The sequence below is a fragment of the Paenibacillus sp. Y280 genome (genome assembly GCF_056786335.1).
Genome location: NZ_JBXCIW010000004.1, coordinates 55,421 through 80,519 on the forward strand (window position 1 = coordinate 55,421; position 25,099 = coordinate 80,519).

The 25,099-nt window shown below is 47.2% G+C and carries 24 protein-coding genes; 11 read left to right on the forward strand and 13 right to left on the reverse strand.

What is annotated here, in order from left to right; translation table 11 throughout:
- The first annotated feature begins 1 nt into the window (after position 1).
- The 3 genes from chrB (at position 2) to AC1TPC_RS06425 (ending at position 2,021) form a co-directional block, all read left to right on the forward strand.
- Entirely contained in the window at positions 2-637 is a 636-nt protein-coding gene (chrB, locus tag AC1TPC_RS06415; protein WP_482066040.1) for a chromate efflux transporter ChrB, read from the forward strand.
- The gene (gene chrA / locus AC1TPC_RS06420; RefSeq protein ID WP_482066041.1) at positions 624-1,169 is read left to right on the forward strand and encodes a chromate efflux transporter ChrA; all 546 of its coding nucleotides are present in this window, start codon (positions 624-626) and stop codon (positions 1,167-1,169) included. The genes chrB and chrA overlap by 14 nt, the downstream gene beginning before the upstream one ends.
- A 525-nt stretch (positions 1,170-1,694) precedes the next feature.
- Positions 1,695-2,021, forward strand: coding sequence for a hypothetical protein (locus AC1TPC_RS06425; protein ID WP_482066042.1), 327 nt, complete (start codon positions 1,695-1,697; stop codon positions 2,019-2,021).
- A gap of 1,177 nt (positions 2,022-3,198) precedes the next feature.
- Here AC1TPC_RS06425 and AC1TPC_RS06430 read toward each other — a convergent pair.
- A complete protein-coding gene (locus AC1TPC_RS06430) occupies positions 3,199-3,369 on the reverse strand; it encodes a hypothetical protein (protein WP_482066043.1) in 171 nt (56 codons plus the stop codon).
- 148 nt (positions 3,370-3,517) lie between these two features.
- Between AC1TPC_RS06430 and AC1TPC_RS06435 the strand changes: the two genes are divergently transcribed.
- A complete protein-coding gene (locus AC1TPC_RS06435) occupies positions 3,518-4,000 on the forward strand; it encodes a pilus assembly protein (RefSeq protein WP_482066044.1) in 483 nt (160 codons plus the stop codon).
- Positions 4,001-4,230: 230 nt separating this feature from the next.
- Here the strand turns inward: AC1TPC_RS06435 and AC1TPC_RS06440 are convergent, their stop codons facing one another.
- A complete protein-coding gene (locus AC1TPC_RS06440) occupies positions 4,231-4,587 on the reverse strand; it encodes a hypothetical protein (protein ID WP_482066045.1) in 357 nt (118 codons plus the stop codon).
- Between the two features lie 356 nt (positions 4,588-4,943).
- Between AC1TPC_RS06440 and AC1TPC_RS06445 the strand changes: the two genes are divergently transcribed.
- Positions 4,944-6,017: a transposase gene (locus AC1TPC_RS06445; RefSeq protein WP_482066046.1), complete on the forward strand. Its 1,074-nt coding sequence runs from the start codon at positions 4,944-4,946 to the stop codon at positions 6,015-6,017.
- Positions 6,018-6,598: 581 nt separating this feature from the next.
- Positions 6,599-7,117 carry a DUF5673 domain-containing protein gene (locus AC1TPC_RS06450; protein ID WP_482066047.1) on the forward strand — a complete coding sequence of 173 codons (519 nt, stop codon included), beginning with the start codon at positions 6,599-6,601 and terminating at the stop codon, positions 7,115-7,117.
- Positions 7,118-7,192: 75 nt separating this feature from the next.
- Here AC1TPC_RS06450 and AC1TPC_RS06455 read toward each other — a convergent pair whose 3' ends face one another.
- From AC1TPC_RS06455 to AC1TPC_RS06465, 3 genes are read right to left on the reverse strand one after another with little or no spacing between them, the layout of a single operon-like run.
- Positions 7,193-8,017: a sugar phosphate isomerase/epimerase family protein gene (locus tag AC1TPC_RS06455; protein ID WP_482066048.1), complete on the reverse strand. Its 825-nt coding sequence runs from the start codon at positions 8,015-8,017 to the stop codon at positions 7,193-7,195.
- Positions 8,018-8,031: 14 nt separating this feature from the next.
- Positions 8,032-8,856, reverse strand: coding sequence for a membrane protein insertase YidC (gene yidC / locus AC1TPC_RS06460; protein ID WP_482066049.1), 825 nt, complete (start codon positions 8,854-8,856; stop codon positions 8,032-8,034).
- Positions 8,826-9,149 (reverse strand): hypothetical protein, encoded by a 324-nt coding sequence (locus AC1TPC_RS06465; RefSeq protein ID WP_482066050.1) that lies wholly within the window; start codon positions 9,147-9,149, stop codon positions 8,826-8,828. The genes yidC and AC1TPC_RS06465 overlap by 31 nt, the downstream gene beginning before the upstream one ends.
- 261 nt (positions 9,150-9,410) lie before the next feature.
- Between AC1TPC_RS06465 and AC1TPC_RS06470 the strand changes: the two genes are divergently transcribed.
- On the forward strand, positions 9,411-10,910 hold the full coding sequence (locus AC1TPC_RS06470) for an ABC transporter substrate-binding protein/permease (protein ID WP_482066051.1): 1,500 nt from the start codon (positions 9,411-9,413) through the stop codon (positions 10,908-10,910).
- The gene (locus AC1TPC_RS06475; RefSeq protein WP_482066052.1) at positions 10,903-11,625 is read left to right on the forward strand and encodes an amino acid ABC transporter ATP-binding protein; all 723 of its coding nucleotides are present in this window, start codon (positions 10,903-10,905) and stop codon (positions 11,623-11,625) included. The genes AC1TPC_RS06470 and AC1TPC_RS06475 overlap by 8 nt, the downstream gene beginning before the upstream one ends.
- Positions 11,626-11,811: 186 nt before the next feature.
- Here the strand turns inward: AC1TPC_RS06475 and AC1TPC_RS06480 are convergent, their stop codons facing one another.
- The 5 genes from AC1TPC_RS06480 to AC1TPC_RS06500 all read right to left on the reverse strand — a co-directional run bounded on the left by AC1TPC_RS06480 (position 11,812) and on the right by AC1TPC_RS06500 (position 18,354).
- Positions 11,812-12,909, reverse strand: a complete 1,098-nt coding sequence (locus tag AC1TPC_RS06480) for a glycoside hydrolase family 88/105 protein (RefSeq protein ID WP_482066053.1) — start codon at positions 12,907-12,909, stop codon at positions 11,812-11,814.
- A 153-nt stretch (positions 12,910-13,062) separates the two neighbouring features.
- On the reverse strand, positions 13,063-13,938 hold the full coding sequence (locus AC1TPC_RS06485) for a carbohydrate ABC transporter permease (RefSeq protein ID WP_482066054.1): 876 nt from the start codon (positions 13,936-13,938) through the stop codon (positions 13,063-13,065).
- A 39-nt stretch (positions 13,939-13,977) separates the two neighbouring features.
- Entirely contained in the window at positions 13,978-14,928 is a 951-nt protein-coding gene (locus AC1TPC_RS06490; RefSeq protein ID WP_482066055.1) for an ABC transporter permease, read from the reverse strand.
- Positions 14,929-15,025: 97 nt separating this feature from the next.
- Complete coding sequence (locus AC1TPC_RS06495) at positions 15,026-16,582, reverse strand: extracellular solute-binding protein (protein ID WP_482066056.1); 1,557 nt, start codon at positions 16,580-16,582, stop codon at positions 15,026-15,028.
- Positions 16,583-16,836: 254 nt separating this feature from the next.
- The gene (locus AC1TPC_RS06500; RefSeq protein WP_482066057.1) at positions 16,837-18,354 is read right to left on the reverse strand and encodes an extracellular solute-binding protein; all 1,518 of its coding nucleotides are present in this window, start codon (positions 18,352-18,354) and stop codon (positions 16,837-16,839) included.
- Between the two features lie 146 nt (positions 18,355-18,500).
- On the opposite strand from AC1TPC_RS06500, the gene AC1TPC_RS06505 reads away from it, so the two are divergent.
- The 3 genes from AC1TPC_RS06505 (at position 18,501) to AC1TPC_RS06515 (ending at position 21,920) form a co-directional block, all read left to right on the forward strand.
- Positions 18,501-20,804: an AraC family transcriptional regulator gene (locus AC1TPC_RS06505; protein ID WP_482066058.1), complete on the forward strand. Its 2,304-nt coding sequence runs from the start codon at positions 18,501-18,503 to the stop codon at positions 20,802-20,804.
- A 71-nt stretch (positions 20,805-20,875) separates the two neighbouring features.
- Positions 20,876-21,394 (forward strand): DinB family protein, encoded by a 519-nt coding sequence (locus AC1TPC_RS06510; RefSeq protein ID WP_482066059.1) that lies wholly within the window; start codon positions 20,876-20,878, stop codon positions 21,392-21,394.
- A 106-nt stretch (positions 21,395-21,500) separates the two neighbouring features.
- The gene (locus AC1TPC_RS06515; protein WP_482066060.1) at positions 21,501-21,920 is read left to right on the forward strand and encodes a DUF1284 domain-containing protein; all 420 of its coding nucleotides are present in this window, start codon (positions 21,501-21,503) and stop codon (positions 21,918-21,920) included.
- A 14-nt stretch (positions 21,921-21,934) separates the two neighbouring features.
- Here AC1TPC_RS06515 and AC1TPC_RS06520 read toward each other — a convergent pair whose 3' ends face one another.
- From AC1TPC_RS06520 to serS, 3 genes are all read right to left on the reverse strand, one after another.
- On the reverse strand, positions 21,935-22,681 hold the full coding sequence (locus tag AC1TPC_RS06520; RefSeq protein WP_482066061.1) for a hypothetical protein: 747 nt from the start codon (positions 22,679-22,681) through the stop codon (positions 21,935-21,937).
- A 15-nt stretch (positions 22,682-22,696) separates the two neighbouring features.
- Positions 22,697-23,035: a papain-like cysteine protease family protein gene (locus AC1TPC_RS06525; RefSeq protein WP_482066062.1), complete on the reverse strand. Its 339-nt coding sequence runs from the start codon at positions 23,033-23,035 to the stop codon at positions 22,697-22,699.
- A 405-nt stretch (positions 23,036-23,440) separates the two neighbouring features.
- Positions 23,441-24,721 carry a serine--tRNA ligase gene (gene serS / locus AC1TPC_RS06530; protein ID WP_482066063.1) on the reverse strand — a complete coding sequence of 427 codons (1,281 nt, stop codon included), beginning with the start codon at positions 24,719-24,721 and terminating at the stop codon, positions 23,441-23,443.
- Positions 24,722-25,099 lie beyond the last annotated feature (378 nt).

Genomic DNA, 25,099 nt, shown 5'->3' on the forward strand with positions numbered 1-25,099 from the left:
CATGGCGAGCAAAATAATGAGCAACCACTACATGCAGCTGTCGTGGGCCATGATGAAAACAGGCATTATCGGTTACGGCGGCGGACCGTCCGTTATTCCGCTTATTCGCTACGAGGCGGTTACGAATTACAAATGGATTGAGGATGAGGAATTTGGCGAAATTCTCGCTCTTGCAAATGCTTTGCCCGGTCCCATCGCAACGAAGATTGCAGCTTATCTTGGCTACCGGGAAAAAGGGACTCTAGGCGCCATCGTCTCCGTGCTTGCTCATATTGTCCCGTCAGGCATTGCGATGATCTTGCTGCTATCGACCGTTCAATTTCTAAGCAGCGCCGCCTTCATTCAGGGAATGATCGGCGCGGTCACACCCGTTATTGCCGTCATGCTTGGCATGATGGCCTATGAATTCGGTGAACGGGCCGTCAAAGGGCTAGGCAAATATGTCGGATTCGGTTTCTTTGCTTTGGCATTCGGATTGCTGCAGGGCATTCATATTCATCCCGCTATCGTTATCGTTTTATTTCTTGGATATGGCGCCTTTCATCTCAGAACGGTCGCTGCCCTTCAGCGAAGAAAACAACAGAAGCAGCAGCGCAGCGCACAGCAGAAGGAGGATGTAACGCGTGGAATGGATTAATTTGGTCATCGGCTTCTTTATTGCCAACGTGCTCGGCTACGGCGGCGGCCCCGCTTCGATCCCGCTCATGTACCGGGAAATCGTGACCAACCATGAGTGGTCGACGCCGGTCGAATTCTCGAACATACTCGCCCTAGGCAACGCACTCCCAGGCCCGATAGCAACAAAGATCGCCGCCTTTGTCGGCTACGATGTTGGCGGCTGGATCGGCTCTATTGTCGCCTTGGCGGCAACCATCGTACCCTCAGCCGTTGCGCTCATTCTACTGCTCAAGGTGCTCCAGAAGCATCGCCAATCACCCGTCGTAAAAGGGATGACCCTGCTCGTACAGCCCGTCATCGCCATTATGATGTTGCTGCTCACTTGGCAAATGGCCCAGAGCTCCGTCGAATCTATCGGCATTATTCAATCGTTGATCATTGCCGCCGTCGCCTTCTGGGCGATGCAATTCCGCAAGATCCACCCAGCCATTGTCATTGTGATCGCATTCGTATATGGCGGACTTGTAATTCCTCATTTGAACGTGCTGTGATAGCATTTGTAAACAAACAGGACTGCCCACCCGCTACGCTTTCTTTTTGGGGAGGACAGTCCTGTTTTAACATCTTGCGATCGCTTTGGGAAAATTTCGACTTTTCATTGCTCTTGACACAATCCGAGATATTCAAACGAAGCGGAGCACCGTCATGGATGCTTTGCTTTATGTACGTCATCGGATTGATCTCTGAATGCTCATCGGTTGTACAAATGAGCGCACTGGCTGGCAACGATGCTCTACTTTAACTCATGTTTAAACCCTACAAACTCGCACAATACACGCTCAGCCGGTTTTTCACATTCCCCCATTCATGGCTGACCTTTGGGAATAAACGTGTTGCAAGACTTTATGAAGAACTAGAAACTGCGCTTCAAGAAGGCGATGTTATTAATCTCGACGATACGCATAACGTTCATCCCTATGCAAAGAAGCTACCGTTTCTGAGCTGGCTCATGGACTCTTCATCGAAAACATACAACTGGTGTATGAACCTCGTTTTCCTGAAGGCGGTGCTCGGAAATGGACTTGAATATCCGTTGTTCTAACGCGCTTCACAAAGTGTCTGGCGATGAGGCTGGCATAACCAAGTTTGATTTAGTCAGACAAATGCTGCTCATGCTGCGTGAGTCGGTCACTTGCCGCCTCTGGGTAGCGATGGACCGATGGTATTTATGTAAAGACTTTTTCGTTTTCTTGGCCCAAGAATCTCTCCATGAACATGTAGCCGATTTATCCAAGCATAGATTCTCACAATTACCGATTAATCTCATGAACTACATGAATCTCTGCATGAATAAACCGGCCACCAAGGTTTCAGAAGAGTCTTTGGCCCGTACGAAGAAATAATGCTTACAAAGCGGAAGAAGCTTGTAAGCGCGCCACGTATGCAGCTTTTTTCAATGCTCAATGATCGATCTTTTTGCATGATAGCAGTCATTTGGAAAGATTAAATTCGCAACTCATAAGCAAAAAGTATGATTATTTTTCATGGTTATCCACAGTTCTGCCCACAGCGCTCTAAACGATCACACCGATAATGTACTGATCGATAAATAGGAAGGTAAGAATCATAAGGGAAAGGAGTACCAAACCACCTGAAATAAAAGTCGGTGCTAACTTCTTCTGAAGGTTGAAGCAAATAAATAAGAAAAAGCCTATACGTGTCAATAACAATAAAACAAGCGCAAATAAGATGTGCATACATAAACTCCTCTTTATAACAAAGGCCGCTCCTTTAAGGGAGCGGCCTTTGTGTTTTATTTATTAAATGGTTTAACCTCGAAAGCATGAACGGTTACATTTGTTACATTCAATCTGTCCCGAATAGAATTTTCTAAAGCAACATGATCGACTAGCCCGTTTTCGTCTTCTTTTGACTTGTCCTCTAAATCCAGAATGATGGTTAATTTACCTCTCACAGTATAACTTCTTTTCGTGGCCAGAGATTTCTATTCTCATGTCCAGCATTGTGATTTATTTAAAAATTGAGCCAACACATTAATGAGATCCTCCGGATGCAGCGTACCTAAATATATATCAATTTTATGATGAAGAAGGGGAACATACATGGCGCATTGTGCGACAGATGGCTTTTGCAATCCAGCAGCTTGCCAATGGACAAGGGTGAGATTCTTGCTGCCCTTACCCCGTTCTTCATGGGATGTTACTTTAATCACAATAGATCGATTATCTTTTGTGCTTTTGTGGTGAGTAATAATTTACTCACCAGTGAGTAAAATTTTACCCACCCTTTAAAACGTGAAAAAGGTGCCTTTCGGCACCCTTAAATTAGATTAACTGGTAGTTTGTATTTTTTTCTTTCGCCCTCAATCTCGATGTTTTTAAGAGCATTTTTAAATATAGCTGCTGTTCCATGATCAATTTCTTCCTTCGGGCACAACACAAGATATTAGGATTTACAAACCACACACGAGAGTTATAAACCTTGTTTTCTTCCTGATCCTCGTTTGCTATTTGTTTTTCCTTATAAATTTCAGTTTCGGCTACCGCCAATATCCCTTTTTTAAATAATGAGTTCATCACTGTTGATATAGTTTTTCTCTCTACCCAGCTTTTCGGCAAAATATGTAGGTGTCACTGGCTTACCAACAGATTTATCCTTTTTACGCTGCTTCTCAACCTTTTCGACCAGAACATTATATTTAAAATGCACATGAGAACCGAGTTTAAACAAGAAAGCACATTCTACGTATGATAATTAATCTCCCTACTACTTTTAGAAGTTTTGGAAAATATTTGACGTTGATCCTTTTTCATTAATTGTGTTAAAGTACCTTAGTACTAAAAAATATATATATTAATGGATTTGGAGAGTTCAAGCTATGAAGAAAAAAAGCGCATTGTTAGTAGGTTTATCTGTTTTATCTTTGACAGCAGCCATTACAGCTGCATCTGCGGCACCAGCAAATAATGTAGTGGTCCCGTCCGCAAATTCGATATCTAGTGAGGAAATCGAAATCACTCCTATGGCAGTTGATAAGGAATGGCATGATACAGCTACTGGTAAAGCAACAGTACCAAGGCCCTTTAGTATCAACCCGAATTACGGGCATATAAAGTTGTTTATGAAGAACTATAGCACCCAAATTGTGACTGTAAACTTGGAGCATGTTAGTACTGGTCTTCTGTATTTCAGTAAAAAAATTGCCGCTGGTGGTACATTAACATGGAAAAACTTTGAAGGTGGGTTTCCACAAGGCATGCGTACCGGAGATTATATACTTACCTGGAACAGCGGTGGCGCTACTAATGTTAATGGAGAATATTGGGGAAAAGCGGCATCACTAACAACAGACCTTCCTTAATGCCAAGATAAATTAAAGGGCTGTCCTTCGGGATAGCCCCTTGTTATTTTTTGCTTATAATGCCTGGTGTAAGCTTTTCCTGGTCCTCATCATCAAATGGATACAAGACCCAAACAAACATCTCCACGATTATAATTCATATAGGCAAATAAATATATATTCATCCTTTGCCTCTTCGTTGAGCGCAATGGATAGCTGCGTTTTTCGAAGGATCGACTTCCGCTTAGCCTTCATAAAAATTTGCTCCATTTCTGCAAAGCTGCATGCTTGCAACATATCCGGTTGTTTGTATTGCCAAAGAACTGAAATCTCCAACCATTATTGTTTACATCATACTGTAAACCAAAATCGAGATTGAAATGTTTATTAGATGTACCGCCTCCCGTTTCGATTGTCCAAAAAACAGTTGGATAAGTACCAGATTTAATATTCCAGGAGTCTGGCATTTGGAACGTAGTTTGAGAGGCTTTATATGCTCCCCAATCATTATTTGTTCTATGAACTTCCGCTCCATATGCAAATGCACTCATCGGTAGTGCTGCTAACACGAATAAAGATAAAATTGCTGCAATAATACCTTTTTTCATTATTGATTAACCTCCAATAAATAATTTTTTATAGAACGCTGGCCAGCATTCGAGTTTGAGCATGACTTATGCAGTTCATTCCAAGCGATGGAAATTAGAAATGTAAGCTAAAAGCCTGAAAACCCCTTGACTTTTGGGAATAACACCAATAATCGCGAAGAATACCTTTTCTAACGGGTATATCTCTCAAGATATTAGGTGATTTCAGTGAAACAAACCCTTGAAAATCCACGATTTCGTAAGCTTTCACAAGGCGAATGCGCGGGAGCGCCAATCTTGCGATCGCTTTGGGAAAAGTTCGACTTTTCATTGCTCTTGACACAATCCGGGATATTCAAACGAAGCGGTGCACCGTCATGGATGTTACGCATAGCGCTCATCCCTATGCAAAGAAACTACCGTTTCTGTGCTGGCTCATGGACTCTTCATCGAAAACATACAGCTGGTGTATGAACCTCGTTGTCCTGCAGGCGGTGCTCCAAAATGGACTAGAATATCCGTTGTTCTACCGCGCTTGGCATAAAGTGCCTGACGATGAGGTCGGCTTAACCAAGTTTGATTTAGCCAGACAAATGCTGCTCATGCTGCGTGAGTCGGTCACTTGCCGCCTCTGGGTAGCGATGGACCGATGGTATTTATGTAAAGACTTTTTCGTTTTCTTGCAAGAGCATTCCTTTGATTGGGTAACCAAAGCCAAGCGTAATACTGCACTGTACCGAAAGGTTACGGTCCCCGGACGTCGTGACCGGTATGTGCCTGTTACGGCGCGACAGCTTATTCAGGATGGATACAAGCGCTTATCTGCATCCGAAAATGGACTGTCTGCCATAGCTATGTCCGATATCTATATGAAAATGCCTTATCTTGCCGAGGGAAGGAAAGGACAGCCCGTAACGAAACAACGATTCGTTCCCATCGCTGCCGTTGTCGCCATGCGTCTTAAAGAAGACGAGGAAATCGTTAAAGTAAGGGAAGACGCCCAAGATGAACCGGCAACTTACAGAGGGGCGTACTTGATCATTAGCAACCGACATGATGCGCCTAAGAAGGCGCTTGAAGTATACGGGAAGCGCTGGCGAATTGAAGTGTTTTTCCGCACAGCCAAGCAAGAACATGGTTTTGAAAAGTGCCACTCGACATCCGAAGCACACCAGCATGCGCATATGAAGCTGCTTTTTGCTGCGGAAACGTTGCTTGCCTATGCTTTATGGCAAGTAAACAAAGAAAAAACGAGTGATGAGAGCCACACCCACGGCGAAATGGTTCGCGGTCTCTTCCACACTCGTTGCCAGGTTCGCACAAGAAACCACAAAGGTTTAAAGCGAATCTACATCGATTTTGACATAGAGGCACGCCGTTTTGCAAGCCTTATTTCCGCATACTGGCCCAAGAATCTCTCCATGAACATGTGGCCGGTTTATTCAACATAGATTCTCACAATTACCGATTAATCTCATGAACTGAATAAGTCATGTAACATTTCATTATGTCCAAATATTATAAATTAATCTACGAAAATCCTATTCAGGAAAATGATATTATATTTCATATTGATCATAATCTACCTTTTCAAATATAATCTAGTAAACATAGAACATAACAAAACCCAGCATCTCCTAAAGCTTATACAAAATAAGAATAGCTGCTAGAAGAGAGCCCGCATGAAGAATAGCATTTTTAAGGAGGATTACAAACGAATAATGTTATATTCCTTATTGTTTGCATGGGCTATTGTTCTTCTGCTTGCACTATATTTTATTCGAAAAAAAGTTGAACCTAATAAAAAAACTGCCTTTAACCTTCTTGTATTCATTGTAATGCTCGGTTTATTTTGTGCTATAATGGCACTATTTGATGATAAATACCCTCTCGGATTCACTGGTTTTCTTGTTCTAATGGGAGTTCTAATTCCATCGTTTTCATATATCTTTTATGTGGCTTGGAAAAATAAATCGAACCCACGAAGATTTCCATTCTCTTCTCTACAGTAAACAAACGAGGAGTGATTGAATTGAATCCAATTTTTTTGTTTACATTAGTATTGAATATGACTAGCTGTTTGATGGTACTTTGGTGCTTCTACTATGAACTTAAACAATATCGGATGACCAAAAATTTCAAATACATCATGCATATTTATAACTCTACTTTATTTGTAGCCAATAGGAAGTTAGTTTTAATTGTGCTGGCCTATGCAGCCGTTATTACGATTTTGTGGTTAATGTTCTTCTTTGGAGTAAGCGATTTGATTAATAATCACTGGTTTGCATATGGTTACCCCATCTTTCTTACATTTATAATCTCACGCGGAAATATAACTTATTCTATTGGGAATGACGGCGTGTACATTAACGATAGACTTTTACCGTGGGCGGATATTGTCCTTTATCATTTGAAGGAGTCTGATCGTTTCGAAAACAAGCTCATATTAGAAATACAGACAAAACGTAAGGTATTACGAGGAATTTTTCCCGCTGATGCGAAAACAAAGCTGCTTGCTTTGCTTCAAAATATCCCAAGCAACGCTTAATCATTAACTCGCTTACCTCCTCAAAAACAAAAAAACAGCAGCCCCAGGTTCCCCTCAGTCTACTGTTTTCCCCATCTACACCCGTCCGCGTATCCCATCAATATAAGCCTTTGACTGCGCCATCTGATGCTCTTTCGCTTCCTCCATAATGATGTGTACATGCGGCTTATATTGATTCAGAAGCTTCATATACAGCTCATAATTCATCGCGCCAAGGCCGGCCGTCACGGTCGCCAATTCGCCGCTCTCCAGAAGTGTGCGATCCTTCGCGTGAGCCGCGATAATGCGGTCGCCCAACAGCTCGAACGCTTCTTCGATCACTTGATCCTGCTTCGTAAAATTAGCAGCTGTCAGCAGGTTACCGGGATCAATCACGACACCGATATTCGAGGATGGAACCTCCTCCAGCATCCGAGCAAGCTCGGGAGCCGTTCCAATCAAGTGGCCGTGGGCCGCTTCCAGCCCGACAAATACGCCCCACTTCTCAGCTTCCTCGACCAACTCTTCAAGCGTCGCTTTCATAACAGACCAGTCGCGGTCGGTGTAATCCCCGCCCTCATTTCGTCCGGTTTCCGCTGCCACCATCGGCGCTCCAAAATACTTTGCATAGCGCAGCAGCTCCTTGAAGCGATTCACGTTAGCGCGGCGAACCTCCTCGTTGCGATCGAACAAATGCACGTAGCAGCCAAGCACCGAGATCGCTACACCGTTCTTATCGAACTGCTCGCCGATTGCATTCGCAAGACCCGGACTTAGATTGCCGGGCTTGCTGAAATCAACATCGCTAATCGCTTTCCACAAAGCTAGCTGCACGTGGCCGAAGCCGCTTGCCGCTACTTTTGGCGCAAGCTCCTTATAAGGCAGGCTTCCGAATAAATGAGCCAATACACCGACTGACATCTGATCGTCCCCTTTTATACGCTGCCTTTAAGTGCAACCTCCACCTTCGGAGTGTACACTCTCTTGGCTAGATAGGATTGTGCAATCATAAACAAACCGCCAGTTACCCAGTAAAGCGAGATAGCTGCAGGCGCTGACAATGCGAAAACGCCCATTATAATCGGAGATAGATAGCCCATGAACATAAGCTGCTTCTGCTGGGCGGCATTCGCGTTCGGCTGCGCCGTCTGCGACACCTTGAACTGTACAAAATAAACGATCGCCGCAATAATGGGAAGCACAATATCAGGCGAGCCCAGCTTAAACCAGAGGAAAGAATGATCCGCCAGCTCGGGCGTCAGCTTGATCGCTGAATAGAGTCCCATCAGTATCGGCATTTGTATGAGCATCGGCAAGCAGCCAATCGCAAGCGGATTAACCTGATGCTTCTGATACAGCTGCATCGTTTCCTGCTGCATCTTCTGCTTGGAATCGGCATCCGTTTTGTTCTTGTACTTCTCTTTAAGCTGGTTCAATTCCGGCTGCAGCACAGCCATCTTCGTTTTCATTAGATTTTGCGAGCGATATTGGCGCATCATGAGCGGCAGAAGTACAAGCCTGATAATAAGCGTAATGCCGATAATCGCAAAACCGTAATTGCCGCTGAACAGATCGGCGAGGTATTGAATAACTGCCGATAGCGGATAAATCAAATAGTGGTTAAATATTCCCGGCGTATTGCCGTCAATCGTTCCGCTAGCCGTACTGCAGCCGCTTACCAGAAGTAAAACTGCCAGCATTATGCCGGCCAAAAACAGACGTCCATATTTTAATGAAGGGAATACATTGCTCTTTTGCATAAAAATCCTCCTCGTTTGTTTGAAAGTTGCTGAGCAAACGAGGCGGAGCAATCTGCTATGTCGTCATCGGGTGATTCCTTCCGCTTCACCTTTCTGGCTAACCAGTGATGCAGCGGCACGGTATGGGTCATAACCTGCGGCAGTGAAATATATAATATATTGATGACTTGATTCCGTTCCCAATACTCATAAGCTCCCGTATGCAAATAAGAAGCGTAAGCATAAGCCAAGGAGTAAAGCAGACTGATCGAAATCAAATACGGTATGACGTCATGCAGCTCTAGCTCAAACAATGTATTCACCTCCCTTCCTTAATTGCTATCTTCCAATACAGCTTATGAAGGGCACCGTTTCGCCCTGAAGCTGCATGCATCTAAATAGATTTCATTGTATCTGGATATTATAACAGTTAATTCTCACCATAGTACGAATACCCTAATTACAAAAATGTTACGAATCGTTTCTTATTGGTTATTTACAAAGGGTAGCGAACACCCTATACTTTCTAATGTTACAGTCACCAAAGACAATTAATGAAGAAGAAAGAGGACAACATGAATCGACAAAAGCTGAAAATCATTTATTTATCACTCATAACCGCAACGATTCTGTTTCTGGCCATTGGACAAGTCTTTCCTATGGGAAAAGGCGGCTCTAGTTCCGTAAGCGCAGAAAGCGCATCTGATACTGCGGGCACCGAACAGAAAAAGAAGCTTATCATGGGTACCTCGGCGGATTATCCGCCATATGAGAGCGTAGACGCTAAGAACAACGGTGAAATCGTAGGCTTAGATATTGATATAGCCAAGTATATCACCAGCCAGCTCGGTTATGAACTGGAAATAGCGAACATGGATTTCAATGGGCTTATTGCCGGGCTCCAAAGCGGCCGAGTCGACTTTGTCATGTCCGCAATGTCCGCTACAGATGAGCGAAGGCAGAGCGTCGATTTTTCTGACAGCTATTATGCTGCGCGGAATACGATTGTATCTAAGAAAGCAGCACCGCTGGAGACGGAAGAATCGCTCATTGGCAAAACAATCGGCACCCAGCTTGGTTCCACGCAGGATCTGTATGCGGAAACCATTGAAGGCGCAGTGCTCAAAAAGCTCAATAAAATTCCTGATCTCATTCAAGAGCTTAACTCCGACCGCATCGATGCAGCTATCGTTGAGGACGCTGTAGCTATCGAGATGACTAACCTTAATTCGGAATTAGTGATGAATTTCCTGCCTGCCGAATCTGCAGATAATGGCTATTCCCTTGCATTTCCGAAGCAATCGCCCCTTGTGAATGAATTTAATGGCGTCCTTGCGGAAATGAAGGCAAACGGCAAGCTTGACGAAATAGTGCAGACATGGTTTCCTGAACAAAAGGAAGCGTCCGATAATCTGCTCAATATCGACTTCAGCATTCTTAAAGATTATATTCCCTATATTCTAAAAGGCGTTTACGTCACCTTGCTCTTTACGATTGTCTCGGCGTTGTTCGGGCTAGTGTGGGGTACGATTTTATCTTTGTTCAAAATATCCGGCATTAAGCCGCTCGAATGGTTCGCGACCGCTTATACATCCGTATTTCGCGGCACGCCGCTGCTCGTTCAGCTTACGCTCATTTATTATGCGACCCCGCAATTATTCGATTATAAAATTCCTGCGCTTATGGCTGCCGGTCTGGCATTTGGTCTCAATTCAGCGGCCTATTTGTCCGAAACGATCCGCGGCGGCATTATGGCCGTCGACAAGGGTCAGCGCGAGGCTGCCATCGCACTCGGCGTTCCTTACCGGACGATGATGCTGCGCATCATTTTCCCACAGGCGCTGCGCACGATTTTGCCGGCGCTCGTGAACGAATGTGTCGCTTTGCTTAAGGAATCATCGCTCGTTTCTATCATTGGCGTAACCGATTTGATGCGCCGGGCAGACGTTGTGCGCGCCGACACATTCAAAGCCTTTGAAATTCTATTATTTATTGCCGCTATTTATTATGTGCTTGTCCTTATCTTAACTTCGTTTGCCCGTATGCTCGAAAGGAGGCTGCGCCGCAGTGATTAATGTTACCGACTTAACGAAAGCCTTCGGCAAAAACCAAGTGCTGAAAGGCATTACAACGACAGTAGAAAAAGGGGAAGTCGTGGCGCTGATCGGACCATCCGGCTCAGGCAAATCCACTTTCCTTCGTTGCTTAAATATGCTCGAGACGCCAACTAGCGGGACGATTACGATTGACGGAACGGCGATTACCGATTCGAAAACAGACATTGCCCGCGTTCGCCAGCGGATCGGCATGGTGTTCCAGCATTTTCATCTGTTCCCGCATATGACGGTTATCGAAAACATTACATTTGCTCCCACTCAAGTTAAAGGCTTGTCTGGTGAGGAAGCTCGTTCCAAAGCTACGGAGCTGCTCGCTCGCGTAGGTCTCTCGGACAAAGCGGACAGCTATCCCTCGCGCCTGTCAGGCGGACAGAAGCAGCGGGTAGCTATCGCCCGAAGCCTTGCCATGGAGCCCGATATTATGCTGTTCGACGAGCCCACCTCGGCGCTTGACCCCGAGATGGTGAAGGAAGTGCTGAACGTCATTCGCAGCCTCGCAGACAGCGGCATGACGATGCTGATCGTGACGCATGAGATGAAGTTCGCCCGCGAAGCAGCGGATACGATCTATTTCCTCGATGACGGCAAGCTTGTTGAACGGACGGATCCGGAGCAATTTTTCACGAAGCCGCAAAGCGAGCGCGCCGCGCGGTTTCTGGAGCAGGTGCTATAGTTTGGTTCTTCGCTGTAGGATAGGAAGAGCTAGGCACATGCACAATCGTATCCGTGCAGTTCCGTTGCACAAACTGCAATGTAGGTGAAGCTAATCTGCCTCTGCCGATGATTGACGGAGGTTGATCGATAAGTTCCATATTTCCAAACAAAGCTCTGCGGCTGCAACAGCCGCAGAGCTTTCTCATTACATAAGCGATTCCATTTCGACGCATGCCATGACGAACGCGCCGACGCCGTGCAGATCGTTCTCGCAAGTTGGACGAGTGACGTAGTTTTCGTAATCGCCAGCCGAAGTGCCGATGCAAATATCCGGCAGGATGAAGCCGCCTTGCTCGTCATATTGCACCACACGCAAAAGCCCTTCATATCCTCGTTTTGCCGCAGCTAAGCAATCCTCCCCGACTAGGCCAAGCTTATAGGCTCTAGCGAGCGTGTAAACGAACAAGCAGGTGCAAGAGGTCTCTAGCCAATTATCCGCCAAATGGCCTTTATCCACTACCTGGTACCAGAGCCCGCTCTCCGAATCCTGATACTTAATAAGCGCCCGCGAGAAATCAGCAAGCACAGGTTCAAGCTCGGCGCGCCCTGCTTCGCCCACCTCTATTTCATTCAAAAACTGAGCTATTGCGAGGCCATACCAGCCAAGGGACCGTCCCCAAAATTCCGGTGAGCAGCCTGTCTCGGGATCAGCCCAAGGCATCTGCCGGCTCTCATCCCATGCATGATACAGCAGCCCCGTCTTCTCATCCCGCATGTAGCGGCGCATAAGCTGCTCCTGATGAAGCACCATATCACGCAGCCCCTTGTCCCCGTAAGCATTCGCATATTTTAGCGCAAATACACCGCCCATATATAGACCGTCCAGCCACATATTGTAGGCGTACTTGTCCTTATGCCAGAAGCCGCCCTCAGATGTGCGATTGAGCGTGTTGAACAGACAGCGCAGTTTGTCTGCCGCCGCTCGGTATTTGCGCTCACCGCTCCGTTTATCAAGCCGGAACAGCAGCAACCCTGCCTGGATCGCATCCAGCTCATCGCGGGCAAAATCGAAATTGCCGTGATCGTCAACCAGCTTATCCACGTAACGTTTGATGTAGGCATCATAGCGATCATCCCGCTCCGACTGCCATAGCAACTCCATGCCGCAAAGAAATACGCCCTGATGATAATGCCAGCGGCCCGCAGGAGGAAGCTCCTCCGGCAAATAAGCGCTCATTAAATAGTCGCAAGCGGCTCTTGCCCAATCAATCGGTGTCGTTAACCGTTCGGTCAGCATCGTCATTAGTCTCCTCTCCATTATCCAGCAAGTTTCGATGCGCTCGCTACTAGTGATCGAGCAGCACCTGCTCATCTATACAATCCATAAAAAGGACCCATCCTTCAACAGTTCCAAATCCATGTTCTTGCTCATGAACATTCATTAATCCTCCTGCCATCAGCCTTTAATCGACCCCAGCATAGCCCCTTTGGCGAAATGCTTTTGCAAGAACGGATATACGACCAGAATAGGCAGTGTTGCGACGACGATAACGGCCATTTTCACCGTCTGATCAGGCGGCGGCACGGCAGCATCCAGATCAGAGCTGTAATCCAGACCGCTGGCAAGCACGACGATTTGGCGAAGCAGCACTTGAATCGGCCATTTGGCGCTGTCATCCAAATACAGAATGGCGCTCAAATACGTGTTCCAGTACGTCACCGCGTAGAACAATGAAATCGTCGCGATAGCGGGCATGGAGAGTGGAAGCACAATGCGGAACAATATGCCGAAGTCGTTGCAGCCGTCTATTTTTGCCGATTCCTCCAGCCCCTCGGGAATGTTTTGGAAAAAGTTTTTCAAAATAATCAGGTTAAACGCACTGATCGCCGACGGGATAATAAGCGCCAAATAGCTATCGATCAGCCCCATCTCCCGCACCACAAGAAACGTTGGGATCAGCCCGCCGCTGAACAGCATCGTGAATACGACGAGAAACATGATGGCCTTGCGTCCATCGAGGTCTCTCCGCGACAATCCATACGCCATCAAGGCAGTCGTGAGCATGCTGAACAGCGTGCCGAATAACGTAACGCCAGTCGAAACCGCCATCGCGCGGAAAATCGTATCGGTCGAAAAAATGAACTTGTAGGCATCTAAGCTCCATATCGTTGGCACAAGAATGAACTTCTTCATCGCCATCTCGGCGCTTGTCGTGAACGATCCGGCAACGACATGCAGGAACGGAAGCACCGTAACGAGCGCAATAATGGCGAGCAGCGCAAAGTTCACCATCTGGAAAAGCCGGCCGCCGAGCGTTTTGTCCTCTACCATGCTGAACCCTCCTCAATTTTTTTGCAGAAACGCCCTGCCTTAATAAACGCCTTCCTCGCCCATCTTCCTCGCTAGCCTATTCGCTGCCATGACAAGCACGAGCCCGATAAACGATTTGAAGAAGCCGATCGCGGTGCTGTAGCTGAACTGCCCCTGCCGCAGCCCTGCCGTATACACATACGTATCAATAATTTCGGCAACATCCCGATTCATCGAATTCAGCAGCAGATACACATGCTCGAAGCCAAGCTCAAGCACATCGCCGATTTTTAAAATAAGCAAAATAATGATGACGTTTCGAATCGCAGGCAGCGTAATATGCCACACCTGTCTCAGCCGGCCTGCGCCATCCATGCGCGCCGCTTCATAGAGTCCAGGATCTACGGAGGCGATTGCCGCCAAATATATGATCGTTCCCCAACCCGCTTCCCGCCAGATGACCTGAATGATATACGTTGGTCTGAACCACTCGGGACTGAGCAGGAAATTGACTTTTTCGAATCCAAAATACGCAAGCAGCTCGTTCACGATGCCGCCATCCGACGTCAGCATGACGAAGCTGATCGACACGATAATGACCCAGGACATAAAGTGAGGCAAATAAATAAGCGTCTGAAACGTTCTTTTGAAAAACGACAATCGAACCTCGTTAAGCATGAGCGCCAATATGATGGGCACCGGAAAAAAGAAAAGGATATTCATACCAAACAGCAGCAGCGTATTCGTCAAAATGTTCAAAAAATCTGGCTCCGTAAACAATCGCTCAAAATGCATGAAGCCAACCCAGTCGCTTCCGCCGATTCCTTTGAACGGCTTATAATCCTGAAAGGCGATCGCAAGGCCAAACATCGGAATATATTTGAAAATAATAAAATAAAACACGCCCGGCAGCAGCATGACATAGAGCCATTTGTTTTTCCATATGCGCTTCTTAAGCTCGCTTGTTCTAGGCTGAGGCACCCTTGCCTGCTGAATGACCGTATCCTGCATAGGGGTTCTTCCTTTCCACGGGAGGTTGGGGAGACTGCCCGGTCGCCCGGACAGTCTCAAATGCTGCTGTATCAAACTCGTTAAGCTCGGCTAATCGTTATTTTTTGTACGCTGCATTGTATTCCTCGATAATTTGAGCTCCGCCGCGCTTCTTCCACTCCTCAACCGCCTTGTCGAACCCTGTCTTATCGATTGCCCCGTAAATATATTTGTACGTCGCGTCCTTAATGATTTCCTGAAGTTCCGTGCCCTTCTCCGTATACGTTGGCGAATCTAGCGGCGCTGTAGGATCGGCAACCGCGATCTTCTCGTTCTCGATGATGAGCTGCTCCGCATGAATCCGGGCAGGAAGCTCGTGGAATCCCTCCAGCATGCCATTCGTTTCCGGCTCGCCGATGACGCTGTCCTTAAAGCCTTTGACCTCGCGCTCCGTCAGCTCTTTGTCTGACGATGCTTTTGCTTTGCCATCCACTACCGTATAATGAGTGCCTTCAATGCCCCAATACATCATATTCGCCACTTCCGGCGTCATCAGCTTATCGAAGAAGGCCAAAATGTTCTTCAGCTCCGCTTCATCCTTGATCGCGGACTTAGGGAACAACGCTACGTTGTTATAGCCTGGAATGGACCATGAAGCCATTTTCCCGTCTGGCCCGGCTACCATGCTATGCGTATCAACAACGGCCGTCGGCACGTTTTTGACCAGATCCTTCACTAGAGAATCCACATCCTGCATCGAGCCGATATATACACCCGCCTTGCCGCTCGTAAACATATTGACCTGATCGGTCTTGCTCGTTGCGGCAAAATCTACGTTCATCGCCTTCGCATCACGAATTTTTTTGATATAATCCATCGTTGCCGCATACTCCGCTGTTGCGAATTCAGGCACGAGCTGACCGTCCTTCTCGCCCCAGTTGTTTGGCGTGCCAAACCATGCGGAGACGGTTTTGAATGCGCCATAAATAAGATCGTTGCGATCAGCTAAGCCGATCGTATCGGGTTTGCCGTTGCCGTCCGGGTCGCCGGTCGTAAATTTCTCCATCATGGCATACAGCTCATCCACGTTTGCCGGAGCGGCAATGCCAAGCTTATCTGCCCAGTCCTTGCGGTAAATAACGCCTTGGCGGGCTAGCGGCCTGCCGATGTACACCGAGTACAGCTTGCCGTCTACCTTCGTATTGTTCAAAATCTCTTCCTTCAGCTTGCCGAGGTTCGGGAACTCGCTTAGATAAGGCCCGATTTCCCAGAACTGGCCGTCACGGATCGCTTCCTTCATTTGGACGAAGGTCGCTTGATTTTTCAAATAAGTAACCTGCGGCAGCGAGCCTGTTGCAAAGGAGGCGTTCAGCTTCTCCTCATACGTGTCTGCCGGGAAGAATTGGTACGTCAGCTTCGTGTTCGTCAGCTTTTCCAGCTCATTCTTGATCGTATCCGGCGGTGTCTCTGCGATGTTAAGAGGAAGCATAATCGTAATTTCGGTCGGTTTCTCCTCCACCTCTGGTTTGGCTGTTTCTTCTGTCTTAGCCCCGCTGTCATCGCTAGGTGCCGGCGTCGTCTTATTGCTCCCGCCATTCCCGCTTGAGCAAGCTGCGAGCATTAAGCTAAACGTCAAAACCGCGCACATCAGAATCGAAAACGATTTTTTCTTCATACTGCGTTGACCTCCATATATCGTTTTAGGTTGCTGCCCCTTCAAGCTACCATCCGCGATTCGAGTGCCGAAACAATCATTTGCACATATGGCGAGCAGGTTGCGGAGCATCTGAGCTGATGATTACTGCCCTAACGGATGACACGTCACCTGCAAGCGGCTGAATCTACCGTTTCCATGCACAGTAAAAAAAAGAGCAGAACGAAGCATACGCTCCACCCTGCTCTTTCTGTCGTTCTTACCGCTTCCGCTCGTTACCTCTGAAAATAGGCATCCGTATACTCGCTCATCATCAAGCTTCCGCCGCTCCGCTTCCAGCGGTCAACCTCCGCATAGAAGCCCTGCGCGCTAATCTGACCGAGCATATACCGATACGTCGCATCGGAGACGATTTTGTAAAGCTCCATGCTTTTCTCATCATACGTCTTTGATTCCAGGCCAATCGTAGGGTCCTTCACGATAAATTTATCGTTGTCCGCGCTAAGGCGCTCCGCCATCTCCCACATCGTCTCTTTCTCCGCTGCCTTCAGCACATTTGGATTGCTAAGGTCGGCAATCATGAGCGCATAAAGCGCATTTACCTCTGTAACGCGAAGCTGCGAGGTTTCCTCGGGCAGCTGCACCTGATTGCCAGCCATATTATAATGCTTGCCTTCTATGCCGTAGCGCATGAGATTGGCAACATCCTTATCCATCGTGCGATCGAAGAAAGCCAGCTGCTCCAGCAGCTCCTCCTCGGTCCGAATCGCCTTTTTCGAAAATAAATAGAGGCCATTGTAGTTCGGAATCGACCAGACGCGGTAGCCCTCCGGCCCTTGGATCCGGTTCACCAGCGTGAAGCGCGCCTCGGGATTGATCTTCTTCGCCTCGTCCGACAGCCGCTGCACGTCAGTCATGCTGCCAATATATACGCCCGCGGCGCCTCGGATTATTTTGTCCCGCTGCACATCCTTGCTCGTAACGGCAAAGTCCGCGTTCATCAGCTGCTCGTCGTACAGCCGCTTCATGAAATTCATCGTAGCCATATACGGCCCCGTTTCGAATTCAGGCACGATCTTCTTATCCGTGATGCCCCAATTGTTCGGCGTGCCGAAATACGAGCTTAACGTCTTAAAGGCTCCGAACACGAGATCGTTACGATCAGCCAGTCCAACGGTATCCTTTTTCTCATTGCCGTCAGGGTCGCCCAGCGTAAATTGCTTAATAACCTCATACAGCTCCTCAAGCGTTCCCGGCTTATTCAGCCCCAGATTATCCAGCCAGTCCTCCCTTAAAATAACGCCTTGCCTGGAAGAAGGACGCTCCGTGTACAGACCGTATATGCGGCCATCAATAGCGGCTTGCGCTAGAATGCCGGCATCCAAATGCCGCAAATTCGGGAATTGCTCCAGGTATGGCCCGATTTCCCAGAACGAGCCGGAACGAATCGCATTTTTCACAAAAATATAGTCGGTATGCTTCACAAAGGTCGCCTTCTTCAGCGAGTTCGTGGAAAGCGCCGTGTTCATTTTATCGGTATAAATGCCGTCCGGCACCCAGTTGATATCCAGCTTCACATTCGTTAATCCCTCGAGCAGCGCTATGATTTCCTCGCTTGGCGGATGGGGAAAATGCAGCGGCGCCATAATAGAGATCGCCCTCGATGCGCTATCGTCATTCCGCATGCTTGGAGCTGAGGATGCCGCACAGGAAGCGCATAGAATTAGAATCAGTAATGCTATAAAAAAGCGACAGCTTATACGCAGTCCTGCGACCCTTGAACCGTTACCCATGTTGCAGCCCCCTTGTCTTATCAGCCTTTTCTGCCCATAATCTAAGGAAATGATTATCGGCTGGCCAGATGATTATTGCTCTAAATGTATGCGTTTACTAAAATAAAGCTAATGCTCTCTTATTCCTAGACAAGGTGTTGATAGCTGTGCGATCCTTAACCTTTCTGAGCAAGATGACGATCTTCGGCTTTCTGCTCAGCACGCTTCCGGTTATCTTTATCGGCGCGTTCTCTTACGCAACATCTTCCAAGGAAATCCAGAAAAATGTAAACGCAGGAAAAATGCAGCTTATTATGCAAATTAACTCAAATGTAGAGCAGAAATTGACGACTGTCAACCATACGCTCAATCAGGTCATTAATTCTACGGTATTGAAAAAAGCAATGAATCAGCCGCTGACCGTGGGCGAATTTGTTATGTACGACGACTTGCGCAGCGAGATTCGGCATATGCAATCCTTCGATACGAAGCTCGAGGATGTTATGCTGATTAACGAGCGGCATAACTGGATGATCAAAAACTCCGGCCTCTATGCATTCGAGCAATACGCTTATTATGAGGAGCTATCCCGTCTGACGCAAATACCCGAAGGCACCTCTTGGGTGCTTAACCCGTCCAGCTGGTTTTATAGCGAAGAGGCTGCTGGCAGTGCGGCTTGCAGCTACAGCATCAGTCTAGTGAAGAAGCTTCCGACGAACGGACTTGAAAAGTACGGCCTGGCGCTCGCCAACATTCCGACCTGCAGCCTCCAGGAGCTGCTAGTGAGCGATGAAGGGAACTTCTCAAATATTATGATTTTGGACGATCAATATCGTATTTTGGTGCATCAGGATCAATCGCTCATCGGCAAGCCCGCAGCAGTAAGCGGGCTGCATACGGAAGAGCTGGCGGAGCCCTTCGGCCAATTCACGGCGTCCATCGAGCAGAAGGATTACTCCATCACCTATTACCGCTCCGAGCTCAATGGCTGGATCTATTTGTCGGCGACCTCCATCGCAAGCATGACGAAGGAGTCGAACAAAATCGGCACCTATACGCTTTACGTTTGCCTGTTCATGCTAACGCTGTCGATGCTGCTTGCTTGGATCGGCTCACGCCGCATGTATTCGCCGATCCAGCTGCTGCTGAATCAGGTCGGCGAACGATTGACGGATGTACAGAAGCGGAAAACCAATGAATTTCAAGTCATCGGCGAGCGCGTCTCCCATCTCTTCCAATCCAAATCGGAGCTGGAGAAGGAGGTTCGGCAGCATATTTCACAGGTGCGCACCTTCTTCTTCATGAAGGCGTTTCAAGGCAATATCAAGCAGAGCGAAATCCATGAGAAGCTCGTCCAGTTTGGCTTTGGGACGCAGATGAGCGAATGGAAGACGATGGCTGCCATTACGCTGCAAATCGATTTTTCCGATAACAGCCGTTACTCGAAGAGTGATCTGGAGCTGCTGCTATTCGCTGTCCATAACATGATTGAGGAGCTTATCCCTTTTGAGCAGCGGCTTGCACCGGTCATCATGGATCAAACGATCGTCACGATAATCGGCAGCACGGAGTCTGACCTTGATGCGTTCCATAATGCCAAATACGCGCTGACTGAGCATCTCCAGCAGCAAATTGCCAGCTTCCTTCACGTGCAGGTCAGCATCGGCATGAGCTTGCCTTTCAGTTCCTTCACCTCGCTTGCGATTGCATACAGGGAAGGGCTTGAGGCGCTGAAGCACCGCATGAAACTAGGCCAGGGCATCATCATTCAATACGAGAACGTCAACGCGGGCAAGCATTACTTGAATCTCAACTATCCCGCGCATATCGAGAATGAGCTTATGGATGCCATTAAGCTGGCGGAGAAGGATAAAGCGAAGGAGCTGCTGAGTGCTTTTTTGCAGGCGGTGTTCGCGGTAGAGCTGTCGCCTCAGGAATATCAAATCCCGCTTGCCCGGCTGCTGAACAACCTGCTGATCGTCATGCAGGAATCCGGGGTAAGCTTGAGCCAGATTCACAAGTCAAAGGGCTCGCTGCTCGAAGAGCTGCTTGAGCTGCATATCGTTGCCGAGATTGAGGACTGGTTCTGGTGCGGCGTCGTCTACCCGATGATCAAAATTTTCAAGGACAGGCAGGAAGCGCAGTATCATAACATTTCGGAGAAAATCATCGATATCGTGCAGCATCAATATGATACCGATCTTACGCTAGAGGAATGCGCGTCGCGCCTTCACTATAATGCGAACTATTTGAGCAGCGTGTTCCGCAAGGAAACAAACTACTCGTTTAGCGAATATTTGTCGATGTACCGTTTCAAAATGGCCAAACAATGGCTTGCTGACAGCGAGCTTCCGATTAAGGATATCGCAGCCAAGCTGCGCTATAACAACCCGCAAAACTTTATTCGCTCCTTCCGCAAGCAGGAGGGCATTACGCCCGGCCAATATCGCGAGAAGAAACGCATTGTGTAGATGGTAATAATATACATTTAATTTGGAAGAAGCTGTGCTATAATCTTCAAAATAAGAAGGAGGCTATGCGAATGCTGCAACGACCATCAAAGGAAGAATATATGCCTTATTATGAGCAATATATTGGATTGGTTGGCGAAGGCTCTGTAACGGACATACTCGAAAAGCAACTGGCAAGCACGACCGAATTGCTCTCAAATCTGTCAGAAACGCAAGCCGACTACCGCTACGAGGAAGGAAAATGGTCGCTCAAGGAGGTTGTTGGCCACATTTCGGACAATGAACGCGTCATGAGCTACCGTTTGCTGCGAGCAGCGCGCGGCGACAGGACGCCGCTTGCCGGCTACGATCAGGATGAATTCATGAGCGGCTCTACGTTTCAAGACTGGACCTTCTCGCAAATTATCGAGGATTACATTTCCGTGCGACGGGCTACACTTACCTTGCTGCGAGGCTTATCGGAGGCGGCATGGCTTCGCTACGGCGTAGCTAACGGAGCCGACATTACGGCTAATGCGCTAGCTTATATCATCGCAGGGCATGAGATTCATCATCTGAACATCATTCAAGATAGATATTTAGTGAAGTAGGCAATTATTGCTTATAGCTTCCTCTCATAAAATCATGTATGTAAACCAATTGATATGATAATATGGTTAACACACATGATTTTTTCTTATAAGGAGCGGTAATGCGATGACAATACGTTTGCGCGGTCACCATCTGCTTTGTTTGCTCGGCTACCGAGGCATGGGGTATTCGGATGATTTTTGCGTCAATATGACTGCGATATATGAACAGCTGCGGTCGGAGCCAGAAACCGAGATTGAGATTATAATTGGTCCCGACGACGTGTGCAGAGCCTATCCAGCGGACAAAACCAATCACTGCGAGGGGGCTGTGTATGAATTGGATGCGGACGTACTTGCAAAGCTTGGACTGAAAGCAGGCGAGAGCGGCAGCTGGCAATCCATCTGCGACCGTGTAGCTGCTACTATGGTGCCGGAAGACATCAGCCATCTTTGCGTATCCTGCCCGTGGGAGAAGTATGGCGTTTGCGCACAGGGAGTCGGACTGATTGTGGAAGGCAAGCCGCTGCCAAAGGTAGGTGCTTGAATCGGAGTACAGTTCTAGTTCATACGAGGTTTTTTCAATTTCCACATGACAAAAATTAAAGCGACTAATGACAAAGCTGCTGTAGTTCCATATACCATAGACAGGTTATTAGTTGATTTAGCTTGCAATCCTTCAATATTACTCCCACCATACAATATTTCACCTTTTTCATTAAATTGCTGTTTTCCTTTAAGCTTTGTTACAAGATCATCTGTTATTGAAATATTTTTATTAAGCGATTGCTTAATTTCACCTTTCGGCCCTTCACTCACCAGCATATCGACATCATTAATCCTTACTAGCTTAGTATTATCTCCTTCGCTAGTAACTTTTGAGATTGAATTATTAAAGGCTGATACGTCTCCGCCTCCACTTATCAACATATACTGACCATTTTCAAGACCTATTGTAATCATTGTTTTTGGCGCACCATTTAAGGTGACTACAAAACTCCATTGGTCAAGTGGCTTAACAATATCCGATATTTCAGTAGAATTACTTTTTTCTAGTTTTTCCCTGTCAAGCCCCCACACCTGAAAACCATTTCCAAGTTTGGTCGATTTAACCTCTTCCGCAATACTGAAATCGTATTTATAATACCTTTCTGCGATCATACTTTGAAAATTTATTAGTTCCTTCTCTGCGGCAGCAATTATTTCAGCAGGAATCTCTTTAGCAGGATCATTAGCTGCGAATGCTGACATTGATGACATGATTAAAAAGATTCCTATTAGTAATGACAAGCTAAGTACTTTTTTCATTTTTTTCCTCCATTCTTATACATCAAATGCCCACATATCTTTACGTCCTTCTATCCAAGTACGATCACCTAGACCACCATTAAAATTATTATATGTTAGAATTTTATGCGTACCATTTCCTGGATCCATATACTCAACAATATTGTTTCCATTAGCATCAACATAATATCCTTCGATTCCCACAATGTGACCTGTGGAACCGTTAGTCCACATCCATCCTGCTACAATAGGTTTATTACCATTAATAGTACCATCGCCCGAGATTTGTGCTTTTATTTGGGTCCAGCTCAATGCATTTGAGTAATGATTACTTGATACTCCATAACTATATAATCCTGAAGCCGTTTCATCCATTGTACTAGCAACATTGACGCAGCCTGTTCCTCGCGGAGTGAATAGCGCACACAATCAAAAGTAAACCTGTTCGTATTTATGACGTAACAAGTCTTACTTTTGTTTGAGAAAAATAAAAAACTTTAGATAGATAAATTGTGATAGCCATGTGATATGCCGGGGCAGCACGATTCAGGAAGTTAAGAACGCATATCCGGATATAAAAATAGCGGATGAAGGAAGAACCGCCGAACTGAATGATGAAGAGTCCAATACTTTACGATTTGAGGTAGAGGAAGGGATCGTAACCCAAATAAAGATCTATCATTCCATCCCTTAATTGTAAGTTCTACTCTCTCCGTACTTATAGATTTCGACATTGCGGCAAGGAGGTGCATGAGCACTGCTCCTTGCCGCATTTTTTATCTATTGGATCGTTAGCCGCTTCATTCCGTTCATATAGGGCTGAAGCGCTGCTGGTATGCGAATCGAGCCGTCCTCCTCTTGATGATTTTCGAGAAGCGGAATGAGGATGCGCGGGCTTGCCACAGCCGTGTTGTTGAGCGTGTGACAGAACTTTAACGCGCCGTCCTCGGCACGATATCTGATATTCGAGCGGCGCGCCTGAAAATCATGCAGGTTCGACGACGAATGCGTCTCCCCGTAGGCAAGGCGGCTTGGCATCCATGTCTCAATATCGTATTGCTTATACGTTTTTTGCGACATGTCGCCTGTGCATACAGCCATAACCCTGCAAGGCAGCTCCAGGCATTGCAGCAGCTCCTCGGCGTTCGCGGTTATTTCCTGCAGAAAAGCTTCCGACAGCTCGGGATCGGCCTTGCACAGAATAACCTGCTCGACCTTTGCGAATTGGTGTACCCGGTATAAACCATGAACGTCTCTGCCTGCCGAGCCTACCTCGCTGCGGAAGCAGACCGATGCGGCTGCAAGCTTGATCGGCGTCTCTGCGTCTACGATTTCGTTCGCGTAATAGGTAATCATCGGCACCTCCGAGGTGCCGACCAGCCATTTATCGTCGCCTGTAATCCGGTAGCTCTGGTCCTCGCCGAGCGGGAAAAATCCGGTATTGCTCATCGCATCGGTACGAACCATCAACGGGACATCCAGCGGCGTGAAGCCTTTTTGCAAAAGCAGATCAAGGGCAAGCTGCTGTACAGCGCGGTGGAGCAGGACGCCCGCTCCCTTCAAGAAATAGTTGCGGCTGCCCGCAGTCTTCACACCTCGCTGCACATCCACCATATCATGCAGCTCACCGAGCGCCATATGATCCCTCAGCTCGAACGCAAAGCTTGGCGCTTCGCCAACGCGTCTCAGCTCCACATTGTAGGCATCCGAGCGACCGTCCGGCGTATCTGGCGATACGATATTTGGAACAAGTACCATCAGCTCTGCTACATGCCGCTCGGCCTTTGCAAGCTCCGCTTCCACAGCAGTCAGCTTCTCATTCGTCTCCTTTACGCTTTGCTTCGTTTGCTCTGCTTCTTGCTTAGCACCTTGACCCAGCAGCGTGCCGATATCATGCGAGAGCCTATTGCGAATTTGCCGCAAAGCCTCTGTCTCCTGCAGCAGCAGCCGCTTCTTCCCATCCCACGAAAGCAGATCAGCAATGGAAACGTTAATCCCCTTCTGATTTGCTACCGTCTGAACCTGCTCTTCGTTTTGCCTCAACCATTTCATGTCCAACATGTCACCGCGCTCCTTTTCGTTTGGAAAAATAGAAAAAACGCCCTCATCCCATATGGGACGAGGAGCGCTTTTTACTCGCGGTGCCACCCAAATTGACCAAACAGACGCACTGCCTGATCCTCTTTGTTCCGCGATAACGGGCGGGCCCGGTAAACTTAGGGGGAGGGTGCTTCCCTTCCCTTGACGAGAACGCCTCCGAGTTGGATTCTCTTCACTGGCGTGATCCGATAATTAATTTTGTAGTAATATAACATATTCATCATAAGAAATACAAGTGTGCTTATTTGGAGAAAAACAACTTATTGCCAGAGCGGAATGCTATCTTAGTTGGTCTAAAAAGGTTTTGCAGCGCCCATTCACGAATAGTACAAATAGGAT

Bases quoted from the DNA above. Each gene is read 5' to 3' on its own strand.
- chrB (WP_482066040.1), top strand. From the start codon at position 2: ATGGCGAGCAAAATAATGAGCAACCACTACATGCAGCTGTCGTGGGCC.
- AC1TPC_RS06425 (WP_482066042.1), top strand. From the start codon at position 1,695: ATGGACTTGAATATCCGTTGTTCTAACGCGCTTCACAAAGTGTCTGGC.
- AC1TPC_RS06435 (WP_482066044.1), top strand. From the start codon at position 3,518: ATGAAGAAAAAAAGCGCATTGTTAGTAGGTTTATCTGTTTTATCTTTG.
- AC1TPC_RS06440 (WP_482066045.1), bottom strand. From the start codon at position 4,587: ATGAAAAAAGGTATTATTGCAGCAATTTTATCTTTATTCGTGTTAGCA.
- AC1TPC_RS06445 (WP_482066046.1), top strand. From the start codon at position 4,944: ATGGATGTTACGCATAGCGCTCATCCCTATGCAAAGAAACTACCGTTT.
- AC1TPC_RS06455 (WP_482066048.1), bottom strand. From the start codon at position 8,017: ATGTCAGTCGGTGTATTGGCTCATTTATTCGGAAGCCTGCCTTATAAG.
- yidC (WP_482066049.1), bottom strand. From the start codon at position 8,856: ATGCAAAAGAGCAATGTATTCCCTTCATTAAAATATGGACGTCTGTTT.
- AC1TPC_RS06470 (WP_482066051.1), top strand. From the start codon at position 9,411: ATGAATCGACAAAAGCTGAAAATCATTTATTTATCACTCATAACCGCA.
- AC1TPC_RS06480 (WP_482066053.1), bottom strand. From the start codon at position 12,909: ATGACGATGCTGACCGAACGGTTAACGACACCGATTGATTGGGCAAGA.
- AC1TPC_RS06485 (WP_482066054.1), bottom strand. From the start codon at position 13,938: ATGGTAGAGGACAAAACGCTCGGCGGCCGGCTTTTCCAGATGGTGAAC.
- AC1TPC_RS06490 (WP_482066055.1), bottom strand. From the start codon at position 14,928: ATGCAGGATACGGTCATTCAGCAGGCAAGGGTGCCTCAGCCTAGAACA.
- AC1TPC_RS06495 (WP_482066056.1), bottom strand. From the start codon at position 16,582: ATGAAGAAAAAATCGTTTTCGATTCTGATGTGCGCGGTTTTGACGTTT.
- AC1TPC_RS06500 (WP_482066057.1), bottom strand. From the start codon at position 18,354: ATGGGTAACGGTTCAAGGGTCGCAGGACTGCGTATAAGCTGTCGCTTT.
- AC1TPC_RS06510 (WP_482066059.1), top strand. From the start codon at position 20,876: ATGCTGCAACGACCATCAAAGGAAGAATATATGCCTTATTATGAGCAA.
- AC1TPC_RS06515 (WP_482066060.1), top strand. From the start codon at position 21,501: ATGACAATACGTTTGCGCGGTCACCATCTGCTTTGTTTGCTCGGCTAC.
- AC1TPC_RS06520 (WP_482066061.1), bottom strand. From the start codon at position 22,681: ATGAAAAAAGTACTTAGCTTGTCATTACTAATAGGAATCTTTTTAATC.
- AC1TPC_RS06525 (WP_482066062.1), bottom strand. From the start codon at position 23,035: ATGGATGAAACGGCTTCAGGATTATATAGTTATGGAGTATCAAGTAAT.
- serS (WP_482066063.1), bottom strand. From the start codon at position 24,721: ATGTTGGACATGAAATGGTTGAGGCAAAACGAAGAGCAGGTTCAGACG.